Raw genomic sequence first — 13,665 nt, 5'->3', positions numbered from 1 at the left:
CCGACGCTCCGTTCTATGCAGATAAAGCTCATACGCTTCGGCTTTGCGCAAGTTCGAGAAGCATATCCGCAACAAAGCCGCAAAAATTAAAAAGCCATTGTACTTCATAAGGGGCCGTTACTCAAAATCGGCATTATTTCTCCCGAGCGGGAGTAGCACTGCGGAAAGCAACCGCCCCTATTCCAGATAGGCCCCGGTCTGACGGTTCCAAAGGCGCGCATACGCCTCGCCCGCCTCGATGAGCTCGGCATGCGAACCGTCCTCCGCGATGCCGCCGTCATCAAGCACCACAATGCGGTCGAGACTCGCAACGGTGGAAAGCCTGTGCGCCACCACGATCGACGTACGACCGCGCATCAGCTTGGCAAGCGCGTCCTGCACCATCTTCTCGCTCTCCGAATCAAGAGCGCTCGTCGCCTCGTCGAGCACGAGGATAGGGCAATCGGCGAGCATGGCGCGCGCGATGGCGATGCGCTGGCGCTGACCGCCCGAAAGCTTCACGCCGCGCTCGCCAGTCACCGTGTCGAAGCCCTGCGGCAGTTTCTCTATGAATTCCAGGGCGTTCGCCCGACGCGCCGCCTCGCGGATCTCTTCCATGGAGGCATCGGGCCTGCCGTATGCGATGTTTTCCGCCACGCTGCGATGGAACAGCAGCGACTCCTGAGGAACGTAGGCAATGCTTCGTCGCAAGCTTTGCTGCGTACAAAGAGAAATGTCCTGGCCGTCTAGCAGGATACGCCCCTCTTGGATATCCGACAAACGCAGCAGCAGCTTCGTCAGGGTGGTCTTGCCGGCACCGCTCGCGCCCACGAGGCCTACGCGCTGACCGGCGGGGATATGGAGGTCGAGTCCGTCGAAGACCCGAGTGCGCACCGCGCCGTCGGTATACCAGAAACCGATATTCTCGAAGTCGATGCGCCCTTCGCGCACGTGCAGATCGGACGCGTCGGGCAGATCGGCCACAAGACGCGGCTCGTCAAGCGTGGCCGTCATGCCGGACGCATCGCCGAACGCTCGGTTGAAACGCTGCAGGCCGTTGTTGATGAAGTTGAACTGGTTGGTCACCGTGTAGGTGTAGGTGAACATCATTACGAGCGTGCCAGGCGTGATGCCATACCACGCATTGCCGCCCGCGATGAACACGGTAACCACGCTCATGATGACCACCGTGATACAGGCGGTGATGATGCCGCGCGTAAGCGATGCCCACATGCGCCTGGAATCACGCGCCACCACGTCTTTGTTCGCCGCATCGAAAAGGCTTCGCTCATAGGCTTCACGACCGTAGGTTTTCACCGCCAAGATGTTGGCCACCGAATCGGACAGCTCACCCGACAGGTGATTCTGCGCGCTTGCGGCCTTTTCGTTGAGATGAAGTATGCGCTTATACATATAGTAGGAAATACCCGCGTACACCGCGAGCAGCACCATGAGGATGGCCACGTACACGGGAACGCGCGGCGCCAAGATGGCGCAGGTGAAGACCACCGAGCACACCACGGGGAGAAACGGAAACGTCACCGTTTCAAGCAAGAGTTGATACGCGCTCATGAACTTCGTCGTCTGGCTGACGAGCGTGCCGCCGAAACGGTTGGAGTGAAAGCTCATGGACTGGTTGCACAGGGCGTCGAAGCTCATCGTGGCCAAATCGTACGATGCCGCAATCTGCAGCTTGTACATGGCGAAATCCTGCAGCTTGCTTGCCGCCTGGCCGAATACGTTGATGGCGATGAGCGCGATAATGAACGGACCGAACGTGGAAAACACCTCGTCCGAGGAAACGGGGCCGGCGCTCACCTTGTCCACGATCAGGCTCATGACGTACGGGTTGCCGTACGAAAGCAGCGCCACGAACAGAAACGTCGAAACCATGAGAAGGGAGAACAGGCCGAAATGCCTGCGTGTGACCTGCCAGTAGTAATGCAGCGTGCGGCGCGTGGTGGATGCCGTCGATTTCTTCGTAGCCTTCTCGGATGCCATGCATTCCCCTTTCGTCAGGCATCCGATTATGCCACAGCAAGCGCCCCGGCGCAGACACGGCAGACTCTACCGACGGTTCACCCGATTCTACCGATGGTCGGTTGCGCCGCGCGAACCGTCCGCGCCGTCTTGAAAAGCATAGGCCTTGCGATGGGCGTTGCCACGGTGGCGCTTTCGGCCCTTGGCGTGTTCGATGCGCGCGACGGCATCATGCTTCTCGGCATAGGACTCGCATGCGTTGGGCTTGTCGTTCTTTCGGGAGCCGACGAATAGACGGCCGCTTCGATGCCGGGCGACGAAGCGTTGGCGTAGGCATGCAAAAAGGGAGCCGAATCGGCTCCCTTCTACGTTGTATGGCTTTCGCATAAAGCGCCCAAAAGCTACAGGTCCAACCAGAGCGCCACCTTCGGCGCATAGCCCATGATGAAGATAATCACAATCAGCACGGGAATGCCCCACTTCACCCACAGGCGGCTCCATGCGGGAAACTTCATGCCCTCGCCTGCATCGGCCTCGGCAAGGAAGTTCTTCCAGCCCCAACCGAAACGCTGCGTGCAGAAGAGCACGAAAATCAGTGCGCCGAGCGGCAGCATGTTGTTTGAGACGATGAAGTCCTCGATGGACTGAATGTCGCCGATGCCGGGAATAGCGACACCCGCAAGCACGTTGAATCCGAACACGCACGGCAGGCTCAAAACAACCACGAGCACGGCGTTGATCGCCACGGCACGCTTGCGATCGACATCCCACTTATCCATGGTAAAGCTGATCAGATTCTCGAACACAGCGATAACGGTGGAAAGCGCCGCAAAGCTCATGAACACGAAGAACAGCGCGCCCCAGATGTTGCCGAGCGGCATCTGGCCGAACACTACGGGAAGCGTGACGAACACGAGAGACGGACCGGAATCGGGCGTGACGTTGTACGCAAAGCATGCAGGGAAAATAATCAGGCCCGCCAGAATAGCGACAAGCGTATTGAGCAGCGTGACGTTGACGGCCTCGCCCGTCAGGCTACGTTCACGGCCGATACGCGAACCGAAAATCTCCATAGCGGCAATGCCGAGCGAAAGCGAGAAGAACGCCTGGCCCATGGCCGCATAGACCGCTTCGCCAAACGTGGTCCATCCACCAGCGAACATGCGGCTGAAATCGGGAATCAGATAGAACGCAAGGCCCTCGGCGGCGCCAGGCAGCGTGACCGAACGGATGCACAGCGCAATCATGGCGACGAACAGGATGGCCATCATCCATTTCGTGATGCGCTCCACGCCTTTCTGAAGACCCAGGCTGCAGATGAGAAAGCCGATGAATACGGCACCGAGCATCCAGCCCATGAGCTCTGAAGGATTCGCAAGCATGGCGTTGAACGCCGCTCCCGTGACCTCGGCCGTGCCGCCATCGAACATGCCCGATGCCATCTTGGGCACGTAGGCAAGCATCCAGCCGGCTACCGTGGTGTAGAACATCATCAAGATCATGCAGCCGATGTATCCCCACCAGGAAAACCAGTGGAAGCGACGCTTCGGCTCAAGGATATCGAAGGCCTGTGCGCAGCTTTTCTGGCTTGCGCGCCCGACGGCGAACTCCATGACCATGACGGGCAGGCCCAGGATGACCAAGAAGATAAGGTACAGCAGCACGAATGCGCCGCCGCCGTATTCGCCCGTGATGTACGGGAAGCGCCAAACATTGCCCAGGCCGATGGCACAGCCCGCTGCGATGAGAATGAAGCCCAGGCGGGACGCGAAGTGCTCGCGCTTCTGCTCCCCGCCTGCAGGCTTCACAGATTTCGTTTCAGCCATTGCGGTTACTCCTTGCATGATGAGAGAGGGTAAAAACGACAGAATTCTATCATCAAATGCAAGCAGCGCGAAAGAATCTCGAGCACGAAGGGCTTGAATGTCGGCGAGCCGAGCCAAAGGAAGAACCGCGGCGGCGTAGCGGAAAGACCCGCCGCGCCCAAACATCGGCGAGTCGACCCGAAGACAAAAACGGCTCGAAAAGCGCTATAAATTGCGGGCCATATCCTCGAGACGGCGAACGCGATGATACACCGCCGATTTCGAAAGGGGCGGGTTCGCCCGCTCTCCGAGCTCTTTCAAGCTGGCATCGGGATAACGAAGGCGAAGACGCACGAACTCCTGGAGCCCGGGAGGAAGATCAGCCACCTTGCCGCTTTCGGCAAGCTTTCTGATGCTGACGATTTGATCGATTGCAGCCTCCGCGCTTTTCGCCTGGTTGGCAAGTTCGGCGTTCACCTTGCGGTTGATATCGTTGCGCACGCTCTTGCGCACACGTTCGTTCTCCATGGCCAGGGCGCATTGATGAGCGCCGACGAAAGCGAGAAACGCCGATATGGCCGTGCCGCTTTTGAGGTAGACGATATAGGAATTGCGGCGGCGCAGGATGCGAGCCTTGATGTTGCGCTCGGCCATAAGAGCCACCAGCCCCTCGGCGAGCGCCTCGTTTTCCACGGTGATCTCGAAATGGAAATCGCCGCGCGGATCGGCGATGAACCCGCTACCGAGAAACGCGCCGCGAAGATACGAGGCTTCGCAACACGGCTTTTCGACCAGGTGCTCATGGATGCCCATCTCCAACCCTGACTCGCCAAGGATGCCCAGGTCGTGCAGGGCATCCTCCATTCCCGGCTGAGACGGCACGACGATCAGGTAATTCGGCGTTTTATGCAAGACGCTGCGGCGAACGGTCAGTTCCGTCTTGAGCGCATAGATCTGGTGCAGCGACTTGATGATGAGACGGGCGACCGAGCTGATCTCCGTGGCTATTTCGAGACGGTAGCGGCCGGGACCGGAGAAAAACAACGTTCCCTCGATGCGCGCGAGGGCCGCCAAGGCGGCCTTGTCGCAGTGGCTGCATCCCGGCATCACGCGGGTAAGTTCGTCTTTGACATCGGCGGTAAACGACATGGTGCTACCTTCTCAAGCGCATTCGGGACAAGCGGACAACGGTGCGCATCGCATCGCGCAGCGCATTCGGGTCGTGCCAGGTGGGACGAAGCTGATCGACGAGGTTTCGAACCAGCACGACAGGACCGGACTGCTGGATGGCGCAGGCGTCTTCGTAGGATATGCGAACGGAGCGAATAGCGGAAGCCTCCTGTTCGCTGCGCATGGGAAGCGTCTCGGGCGCCCGGCGAAGCGCCGCCGCCATGCGGTCGAGACGTCGCGCGGGACGCAACGGCTCGGGACTGTGAACAAGCATGTAGTCTACCAGGCCGTCCATGCCGTGACGTACAAGGGCCTCGTAGTGCTCCTTGGCCGACAGGCCCCAGGTCTCGCCCTGCATATCCGCAAGGGAGCAGACGAACATCGTGACACCGTGCGATTCGCGGATAGCGTCGATTACGCCCGGAACCAGCAAGTTGGGAATAATCGAGGTAAACAGCGAGCCCGGCCCCAAGACGATAAGGTCCGCCTGACGAATGGCGTCAAGCGCCGGCCCATACGCCCGAATAGGCTGGTCGGATTCGAGCCAGGCCCTGTGCAGAGCCGTCTTCGACTTGCACGCACGCGCCTGGCCGCCCAAAAAGACGCCGTCGCAGGCCTCGGCGCACAGAACAACCTTCTCGAGCGTCGATGGGTACACGCGGCCTCGCGCTCCCAAAAGCCGTCCACAGATGGCGATGGCCTCGGGAAACGAACCCGTAGCATCCTCCAGGGCGGAAAGCATAAGGTTTCCCAACGTATGGTTGCGCGCGAAGGAAAAGCGGTATTTGAACGCTCGCGTGAGCGGGTCGGAATCATCCGCGGCCATGGCAGCGAGGCATTTGCGGATGTCGCCAGGAGGAAGCGCACCGGCCTCTTCGCGCAGAATGCCGGTGGAACCGCCGTCGTCCGCCATGGCCACCACGGCAGACACCTCTGCCTCGAGGGAAAGCAACGTGCGTATGGAAACGGGGGCTCCGGTGCCGCCGCCGATGACGACCGCCTTGACGGGAGCGGCCGTGTCGTGCAGGGCCTCCTCCCCCACTTCGGAACGAAGGCGCGCAAAGGCGGCCGTCGCCGCAGGGTCGTAAGCGAACGGAAGATCGCTGGGAGTGAATTCCGCCATGGCTATTCGTCTTTCTTGGAATCGGGCGTCTCGTCGAGCGCGCAGCGCACGGATTCAGCAAGGGGAAGGTCGCGATGGGTCACGCTGACACGATACCCGCGCGTCTTCAGGTAATCCCCCGTGCTTTCCGCCAGCGCGACGCTTCTGTGCTGGCCTCCGGTGCATCCGACGGCGATAGCGAGCTGCTGCTTGCCCTCTTTCACATAGCCGGGCATAACCACGTCGAGAAGCTCGCGCCAGCGCTTCAAAAACTCGACGGTCTCGTCCCGATACATCACGAAATCCCGCACGGGAACGTCAAGGCCGGTCAGAGAACGAAGCGCCGGATCGTAGTAGGGATTCGGAAGAAAGCGCACGTCGATGACGATATCGGCGTCGAGGGGGGCGCCGTGCTTGAATCCGAAGGAGTAAACGGTGACGGCAAGGCCCTCCCGCTCTTCGTTTTCGGAAAACAGCTCCCGAATTCTCGTGCGCAACTGCATGGGAAGCATATCCGTGGTGTCAATGACATCGTGCGCGGCATTGCGCAAATCGAACAGAAGGGCGCGTTCGGCGGCAATGCCCTGCGCGATGGTCATGCCCTCTTCGCACAAAGGATGCTTGCGGCGGCTTGCCTTATAGCGCGCGACCAGTTTGTCGTCTCCCGCATCAAGAAACACCATGCGGAAGGGAATGCCCTTGTCGGCTATCTTTTTCAGCTCGCCCTGAAGGTCGGCGAAAAACGCCTTGTTGCGGGCATCGCAGACGACGGCGAGCTTGCGCGTCATATGTCCATCGGCGCCGCGCGCCGTGTCGAGCAGGTTGGGAATGAGGCTGGCGGGAAGATTGTCTATGCAGAAATAGCCCAAATCCTCGAAGGAATGCATGGCTTCGGTGCGGCCTGCGCCGCTCATTCCCGTGACAAAAACAAGATCGTTCGCATCGTCTTGCTGGAACGACGCATTCATATCGGCACCCATGGATTTCGCCTCTCTCTTCTGCGGAACCAGGCAATGCGGCCCGCCATGGAAAACCCGTTTGAACTTGCCTCGCCTTCAGGCGAAGCCCCGTCCGAATATATCGGCAAAACGCCGCCTTGCCGGGCTGCCAGCTGCGCAGCCGCCTTGACGCGCGGCGTGAAGGCGCGTCAGCGCATCGCTTCGGATGGGGATTGACGCTCATTATACTGCTTGAGAACGCGATGCACCTCTTCGGCGACCTCGGCCGGCACGGCCTTCGTCTCCAAGATGTCTTCCAAGCTCGCCTCTCTAAGGCGCCTGAACCCGCCCATGGCGTCGAGCAGGGCTTTCTTGCGCACAGGACCGAGACCGACCACGTCGTCAAGGATGGATTTCGTCATACCCTTGCCTCGCAGTTCGCGATGGAACGTAATCGCGAAGCGATGGCTTTCGTCTCGAACGTGCTTCACGAGGTATAAAGAGCTCGACCCGCTCGGCAAGACGACCGGACCTGTATCCTGCCAGGGAACAAACAGCTCTTCGTCGCGCTTCGCGAGGCCGGCGACGGGAATATCGGTGATGCCGAGCTCTTCGAGCTGCGCGAGGGCAGCCGTGAGCTGGGGCTTGCCGCCGTCGACAATAAGCAGGTCGGGCTTTTTGCCGAAGCGCTCGTCCGCCATGCGTTCGGGGGCATAGCGGCGACCGAGCACCTCGCGCATGCTCAGAAAGTCGTTCGCCTCATCAAGCGGCGTCTTGATTTTGAAGCGCCGATACTGGTTTTTGTCGGGCCGCCCTCCCGTGAAGACCACCATGGAGGCAACGGTGTAGCTGCCGTGAATCGTAGAGATGTCGAAGCATTCTATGCGCATAGGCGGCGCGTCAAGCGCCAAGGCGCTTTCGAGCTGCATAAGGGCGTCGTTGATGCGTTTGTCCTCGTAGTTCGTGCGGACCTTGTAGCGGCTCAGCGTGTGGCCGGCGTTCTTTCGGGCCATGGCCAAAAGCTCCGCCTTCTCGCCGCGCTGCGGCACGGTGAAGCGCACCTTCGCCCCGTGGGGACTTGCGAGCTTTTCGGTGAGCCACTGCTCCATGGCGGCTTCGTCCTCGAGCTCGCAATCGACGATCACCTCATGCGGGATCGACGTGGTGGCATCGTAATAGCGAAGCAGGAAGTTATGCAGCAGGTCGACGTCGGGAACGTCGCGACCGCGGTCGAGCACGAATTCGTTGCCGTTGACGATTCTTCCCTCCCTGATCATGAACACGTGCACGCCCGCGATGGTCTCCTCGCGCTCAATGCCGATGACGTCGGCGTTGAGATTACGCGCGGAAACGGCGTGCTGGCGATCAGTGAGGGAGTTGATGGTGTCGATGCGCGCCTTGATGCGACCGGCGCGCTCGAAATCGAGATCGGCGGCGGCAGCAGCCATCTCATCAGAAAGCTCTTCGACGAACTCCCTGTGATTGCCCGCGAGAAAACGCTCGATGCGCGCGACGTTCTGGCGATATTCATCCGGCGTGATCCACCCGCAGCAGGCGCCGGGTCCTAGCCCCACATGGGCGTCGAAGCACGGGCGACTCCCCGCTTCGGAAAGAAACGCCTCAAGCGATCCGGCGTCGAGCCTGCGCTTGAGCCTGCGCCACTCCGCGCATTTAGACGCGCAGACGGGAACGACCTTGCGGGCGATATCCACCAGATTGCGCGCCGCGCGACTATCGGTGTACGGCCCGAAATAGCGCGTCCCCGCCACGTGCTTCTCACGCGTGTATTTAATTGCCGGAAACACGTCCCCTTTGGTGATGGCAATGAACGGATAGCTTTTGTCGTCTTTGAAGTCGGCGTTGAAAAACGGCGCGTACTGGCTGATGAGATTTTTCTCGAGCACGAGCGATTCGTGCTCGTTTTCGACCACGATGTACTCGAACGAATCGATCTGCTCGAGCATGAGCGGAATCTTGGCGCGTTCATCCTGCCCCATGACGTACTGCTTCATGCGGGCGCGCAGCTGCTTGGCCTTGCCCACATAGATGACCTGGCCGTCTTTATCTTTCCAAAGATACACGCCCGGCAGCGTTGGAACGCTGGCGAGTTCTTTCTTTATTTCCTGTATGCGAGTCTCGTTTTTCATGCCTGCAAGTATAAGGCACGCAAAACCCTCCGCCTGAGGCGGCTACATGAATGCGTGGAAGAACTCTATAAGCACGGGAACGAAAGCCGAGCAGATCACGCCGTTGACCACCGAAAGAACCACGGTTTCGCCGTTGGTGCAACGAATCATCATGGGAAGCGTGGTGTCTTCGCTCGTGGCCCCCGCCGGCGCGATGCAGGTAGGATAGTTCAGATGCTTCGCAATCCAAGGAATGGTGAAAAACGATATGAGCTCGCGCAGCAGGTTGGAAAGAAACGTGATGCTTCCGATCTGAGCGCCTGCGATGCCCGTGAGCATGACGCCGGAGAGGCTGTACCACCCAAGGCCCGACGCTATAGCCGCGCCCGTCGGAAGGGAAAGCCCACAAAGAAACGCCGCGACCAGGCCGCCTGCGATAGAGCCCACGATGATGCCGGCAGGAATGATAAGCACGCGCACGTGGTATTCCTTCACCTTGCCCACGAGGCCTTTGCTGCCTCCCACGCTGATGCCCACGAAGAACATCAAGGCCGTGAGAATCCAGTCGGAATGGGCAACGAGCGCATCAATCGCGCCAAAGCCGACGTGAGAGAGGCCGTAAGCGACGCCTGCGACAAGAGAACCGACAGCCATGACGATCATGGCCACCTCCCCGCCTGTGGCATCGACCTCGTTGCGGGCGGCGGCATGAACGGCGTCTTCTTTATGGCGCCTGGTGATATCGGACATGAACGCGCGCGAAAGAGCGTAGACGACAGCCACCGAGAACGCGATGGGAAGCACGGCGAAGGCGAGGCTGCTCAAACCGAGCGAGGCAAGTTCGTCGAGAAACGAATCACGCCCCCCAAGCATAGCCCCCATGGAAAAAATCAGCAGACCCGTCGAAACGAGCGTAAGTTTTTCATTCACGCCCTTCAACGACGAGGGAAACGCGAAAGCGCCCACCAGCACGCCGACGCACATAACGAGGATGATTTCCACGGAACTCCTTTCAACACGAAAGCGCTATTGTACGACGAGGCGCCCTCGAAGCGCATGTGAATCAAAAGATGACGATTGCGCAACGATGTATCAAGACCCCCTTCTCCTCGCGCCGAAAGGGAGATAATACTTTGAATCACCGTCGTGAGGCGGCGCGTTCGCACGCAAAACCGACGCAAGCAACCCGGTTTCCCCGCCGCGCGAATCCGCGCAAGACGCAGGTCCGCAGCAAGCAGCAGAAGGAGCGCCATGACGCCGAAGAAGCCAATGCCACCATCGCCCTATGCCGACATACGGACCGTGGGCATTCCCCGCGCGCTCATGTTCTACCGCTACGAAACGCTGTGGACTTCGTTTTTCGAAGCCATCGGCGTACGCGTCGTGACAAGCGAACCGTCCGAGCGCGCGATGCTCGAACGGGGAGACGCCCTCTCCATGGACGAATGCTGCCTCGCCTCGAAGCTCTACATGGGCCATGCGGACTCCCTCATGGGCGCATGCGACGCAATCTTCGTGCCGAGCCTTGCGAACCTTGGCCGTTTCAAAAGCTTCTGCACTAAGTTCCAGGCGCTGCCCGACCTGGTGCGCAACACCTTCTACGACACGCCGCCGCGCATCGTGTCCTGCCTCGTAGAGGAGCAGGAGTCCTCCACGTCGATGCAAGACGCCTTCATTGAGATGGGCATGAAATTCGGATGTACGAAGCACGACGCGAAGCAGGCCTGGAAAGAAGCGCGCAAAGCCTCGAAAAACGAACGCAAGAACGCAGAACGCGCTCTCGACGCGAAACTCGACGAGCTGCGCCGCCGAAAGAAAAAGGCCGATACATCCAGGGGCGAAAAAGCCCCGCTCGCCATCCTAGTAGTCGCCCATCCCTATGTGGCGAAAGACCCCCTCATGGGAAAAGGCGTCGTCGACGCGCTCGAAGAGCTCGGCGCAACCGTTTTATTCGCCCAAGATTTCGATCGAGAGAAAGCCCTCGAAAAGAGCTTCGAATTCTCCGCAACCCTTCCCTGGATCGTGAACCGAGAGCTGATCGGGGCGCTTCTCTGCCTGCATGAAGACATCGACGGCGTCGTCTTAATCAGCGCGTTTCCCTGCGGCCCCGACTCCATGACCAACGACGCCGTGGCCCGCTGCATCAAGGGCAAGCCCATGCTCTCGCTGACCGTCGACGCGCAAAGCGGCACGGCGGGCCTCGAGACCCGTATAGAAAGCTTCATCGATATCCTCACCTATCAGCGAGAAGGAGGCTACCTGCGATGACCGCCCCGAAAGATTGCGCGACGGATGCGAGCACGCCCGTACGCGCGAACGACCCCTTGCCCCTTCGCGCCGCGAATCTCCTCGGAGACACGCTCGATGCCCTCGACACGCTCGGCCGTCGCTACGACGAAGGCCCGCGGGCAAGCGCGTCCGTGCGCAAGCAGGACGGCCGCCCCGCCCGACTCGTGGCGAAGCGCGAGCGCCGCAAGCGAGAGCGCCACGCTAAGACACGCGTCGCGTTTTTCCGCTACAGCTACTACGACATAGCCTTCCGATTCTTCGTAGAGCACGTCCTCAACGCCGAGTTCGTCTGCCTGCCCGAAGCAAATAGGCAAACCCTCGAGCGGGGCGCCGCGCAAAGCAACGACTTCGTCTGCGCACCTTTCAAGCACATCCTCGGCAATTACATGGAGGCCCTCGATGCCGGCGCTGACGTGCTGGTCCAGTTCACGGGGCCCTGCCGCCTGGGATATTACGGAGAGCTTCAGGAATCCATCCTGCGCGACATGGGATACGAGTTCGAGATGCTCAACTTCGCCGCCATAGCGGGCCGGCCCCTCAAGGAGTATGTGCGCACGTGCAAGAAAATCGTCAACCCCGATTTGTCCGTCGCCGACGGCATCAAGGGCATGCTCGTCGCATTCAAGATGATCGAATGTCTCGATGCCTACAACGACCGCTATCTCGAACGCGCGGGATTCGGCGAAAGAGCAGACGTCGACAAGGCGCGCGCCGCCTTCTTCGAGCGCATGGGGCAAGCGACCACGCGCCACGAGGTCGAGGCGGCCTTCCAGGCGGGCATCGAGGACCTCGAGGCCGCAACGGAGCCCTTGCCCGAAAACCCGATCCGCATCGGCATCGTGGGCGAGTATTTCACCGCCGTCGACCCGCAAAGCAACCTCGACGTCGAACGGAAACTGCTCGATATGAAGGTAAGCCTCGCGCGCGTCATGAACATCACGAACCGCAATATCCGCTATAACGAGCCTGAACTGCGCCGAGAAGTGGCGGAGTATGTCAAATACGATACCGGCCCCACCTCCACGCTGACTATCGCCGCCGCGAAGCGCTATGCCGAAGAAGGATTCGACGGCATCGTGCACCTCAAATCGTCGGGATGCACGCCCGAAATCGACTGCATGCCGGTGCTTCAGCGCATCAGCCGAGACTACCGCGTTCCCGTTTTGTTCCTCAGCTACGATTCGCAGACGAGCGACACGGGGCTCGACACGCGTCTTGAAGCGTTCTACGACATGATTGCCATGAGAAAGGCAGCCCGATGAGCAACCAAACCGCATCCGCATCGCCCCGCCGCGCATTCCTCGGCGTTGACACGGGGTCCATCTCCACCAAAGGCGTCATCATAGACGAAAACCGTTCGATCATTGCGCGGACGTATCTTTGGACCGAAGGCGACCCCTCCCAGGCCGCACGCCGCGTAGTCGCAGACCTCGCACGCCAGATAGACCGAGAACAAATCGAAATCGCCGCCGTGGGAACCACGGGAAGCGCCCGGCGCCTGGTGGGGGCGATGCTCGGCGCACAGGTGGTGAAAAACGAAATCACCGCACACGCGGTCGGAACGACGTATCTGCACCCCGACGTGCGCACCATCCTCGAGATCGGCGGCCAGGATTCGAAAATCATCTGCGTGGAAGACGGCGTCGCCGTGGACTATGCCATGAATACGCTATGCGCCGCAGGAACGGGGTCGTTCCTCTCGAGCCAGGCCCACAGGCTCGGCGTGGAGGTCGAGGAGTTCGGCGAAATAGCCCTGCGCTCCGACAACCCCGCCAACATAGCCGCCCGATGCACCGTATTCGCCGAAAGCGATCTGGTCCACAAGATTCAGATGGGCTACGCGCGCGAAGACGTCATCGCCGGACTGTGCAAGGCCGTAGCAACCAACTACCTCAACAACGTCGGCAAGGGCAAGAAGATCAATGCGCCCGTCGTCTTCCAGGGCGGCGTGAGCAAAAACGTCGGCGTCGTGCACTTCTTCGAAGAGGCGCTCGGGTGCGAGGTGACCGTCGATACCGACGGCCACCTCATGGGCGCGTTCGGTGCGGCGCTGCTCGCCGCGGGCACGCCCGAGCAGGACCTGCGCCCGTTCGAATTCGACATAGACGATTTCGAATTCAAAACCCGCGAAATCATCTGTCAAAAATGCCCCAACCATTGCGAGATCGTCTGCGTCTACCGCGACGACGACCTCATTGACTCATGGGGCAACCGATGCGATAAAGGCGCACTGAAAGCGAAAAGGAGATAACGAGAGCAAATCGAAGCGCATGCGT

The 13,665-nt window shown here is 60.2% G+C and carries 11 protein-coding genes; 4 read left to right on the top strand and 7 right to left on the bottom strand.

Annotated elements, in window-relative coordinates:
* Nucleotides 1-177: 177 nt before the first annotated feature.
* Entirely contained in the window at nucleotides 178-1,980 is a 1,803-nt protein-coding gene (locus HMPREF9451_RS02935; RefSeq protein ID WP_009138813.1) for an ABC transporter ATP-binding protein, read from the bottom strand.
* A 150-nt stretch (nucleotides 1,981-2,130) separates the two neighbouring features.
* Here HMPREF9451_RS02935 and HMPREF9451_RS10185 point away from each other — a divergent pair, with 150 nt between their 5' ends.
* On the top strand, nucleotides 2,131-2,253 hold the full coding sequence (locus tag HMPREF9451_RS10185; protein ID WP_009138812.1) for a hypothetical protein: 123 nt from the start codon (nucleotides 2,131-2,133) through the stop codon (nucleotides 2,251-2,253).
* A gap of 107 nt (nucleotides 2,254-2,360) precedes the next feature.
* Here the strand turns inward: HMPREF9451_RS10185 and HMPREF9451_RS02930 are convergent, their stop codons facing one another.
* The 6 genes from HMPREF9451_RS02930 to HMPREF9451_RS09620 all read right to left on the bottom strand — a co-directional run bounded on the left by HMPREF9451_RS02930 (nucleotide 2,361) and on the right by HMPREF9451_RS09620 (nucleotide 10,102).
* Nucleotides 2,361-3,785: a sodium-dependent transporter gene (locus HMPREF9451_RS02930; protein ID WP_009138811.1), complete on the bottom strand. Its 1,425-nt coding sequence runs from the start codon at nucleotides 3,783-3,785 to the stop codon at nucleotides 2,361-2,363.
* Nucleotides 3,786-3,989: 204 nt separating this feature from the next.
* On the bottom strand, nucleotides 3,990-4,913 hold the full coding sequence (gene whiA / locus HMPREF9451_RS02925) for a DNA-binding protein WhiA (protein WP_009138810.1): 924 nt from the start codon (nucleotides 4,911-4,913) through the stop codon (nucleotides 3,990-3,992).
* A 4-nt stretch (nucleotides 4,914-4,917) separates the two neighbouring features.
* Nucleotides 4,918-6,057 (bottom strand): gluconeogenesis factor YvcK family protein, encoded by a 1,140-nt coding sequence (locus HMPREF9451_RS02920; protein ID WP_009138809.1) that lies wholly within the window; start codon nucleotides 6,055-6,057, stop codon nucleotides 4,918-4,920.
* Nucleotides 6,058-6,059: 2 nt separating this feature from the next.
* A complete protein-coding gene (rapZ, locus tag HMPREF9451_RS02915) occupies nucleotides 6,060-7,016 on the bottom strand; it encodes an RNase adapter RapZ (protein ID WP_009138808.1) in 957 nt (318 codons plus the stop codon).
* Nucleotides 7,017-7,183: 167 nt separating this feature from the next.
* Complete coding sequence (gene uvrC, locus HMPREF9451_RS02910) at nucleotides 7,184-9,121, bottom strand: excinuclease ABC subunit UvrC (RefSeq protein WP_009138807.1); 1,938 nt, start codon at nucleotides 9,119-9,121, stop codon at nucleotides 7,184-7,186.
* 42 nt (nucleotides 9,122-9,163) lie between these two features.
* Nucleotides 9,164-10,102: a LysO family transporter gene (locus tag HMPREF9451_RS09620; RefSeq protein WP_009138806.1), complete on the bottom strand. Its 939-nt coding sequence runs from the start codon at nucleotides 10,100-10,102 to the stop codon at nucleotides 9,164-9,166.
* A 249-nt stretch (nucleotides 10,103-10,351) separates the two neighbouring features.
* Between HMPREF9451_RS09620 and HMPREF9451_RS02900 the strand changes: the two genes are divergently transcribed.
* The 3 genes from HMPREF9451_RS02900 to HMPREF9451_RS02890 are packed head-to-tail and all read left to right on the top strand — an operon-like array spanning nucleotide 10,352 to nucleotide 13,640.
* Nucleotides 10,352-11,368: an acyl-CoA dehydratase activase-related protein gene (locus HMPREF9451_RS02900; RefSeq protein WP_009138805.1), complete on the top strand. Its 1,017-nt coding sequence runs from the start codon at nucleotides 10,352-10,354 to the stop codon at nucleotides 11,366-11,368.
* Complete coding sequence (locus tag HMPREF9451_RS02895) at nucleotides 11,365-12,651, top strand: hypothetical protein (protein WP_009138804.1); 1,287 nt, start codon at nucleotides 11,365-11,367, stop codon at nucleotides 12,649-12,651. Before HMPREF9451_RS02900 ends, HMPREF9451_RS02895 begins: the two co-directional genes overlap by 4 nt.
* The gene (locus tag HMPREF9451_RS02890; RefSeq protein ID WP_009138803.1) at nucleotides 12,648-13,640 is read left to right on the top strand and encodes an acyl-CoA dehydratase activase; all 993 of its coding nucleotides are present in this window, start codon (nucleotides 12,648-12,650) and stop codon (nucleotides 13,638-13,640) included. The genes HMPREF9451_RS02895 and HMPREF9451_RS02890 overlap by 4 nt, the downstream gene beginning before the upstream one ends.
* Nucleotides 13,641-13,665 lie beyond the last annotated feature (25 nt).

The organism is Slackia piriformis YIT 12062, from assembly GCF_000296445.1.
Lineage (GTDB): Bacteria > Actinomycetota > Coriobacteriia > Coriobacteriales > Eggerthellaceae > Slackia > Slackia piriformis.
This window is presented reverse-complemented; position numbering and strand designations above follow the sequence as displayed.

Bases quoted from the DNA above. Each gene is read 5' to 3' on its own strand.
- HMPREF9451_RS02920 (WP_009138809.1), bottom strand. From the start codon at position 6,057: ATGGCGGAATTCACTCCCAGCGATCTTCCGTTCGCTTACGACCCTGCG.
- HMPREF9451_RS02900 (WP_009138805.1), top strand. From the start codon at position 10,352: ATGACGCCGAAGAAGCCAATGCCACCATCGCCCTATGCCGACATACGG.
- whiA (WP_009138810.1), bottom strand. From the start codon at position 4,913: ATGTCGTTTACCGCCGATGTCAAAGACGAACTTACCCGCGTGATGCCG.
- HMPREF9451_RS10185 (WP_009138812.1), top strand. From the start codon at position 2,131: ATGGGCGTTGCCACGGTGGCGCTTTCGGCCCTTGGCGTGTTCGATGCG.
- HMPREF9451_RS02895 (WP_009138804.1), top strand. From the start codon at position 11,365: ATGACCGCCCCGAAAGATTGCGCGACGGATGCGAGCACGCCCGTACGC.
- HMPREF9451_RS02890 (WP_009138803.1), top strand. From the start codon at position 12,648: ATGAGCAACCAAACCGCATCCGCATCGCCCCGCCGCGCATTCCTCGGC.
- HMPREF9451_RS02935 (WP_009138813.1), bottom strand. From the start codon at position 1,980: ATGGCATCCGAGAAGGCTACGAAGAAATCGACGGCATCCACCACGCGC.
- uvrC (WP_009138807.1), bottom strand. From the start codon at position 9,121: ATGAAAAACGAGACTCGCATACAGGAAATAAAGAAAGAACTCGCCAGC.
- HMPREF9451_RS02930 (WP_009138811.1), bottom strand. From the start codon at position 3,785: ATGGCTGAAACGAAATCTGTGAAGCCTGCAGGCGGGGAGCAGAAGCGC.
- rapZ (WP_009138808.1), bottom strand. From the start codon at position 7,016: ATGGGTGCCGATATGAATGCGTCGTTCCAGCAAGACGATGCGAACGAT.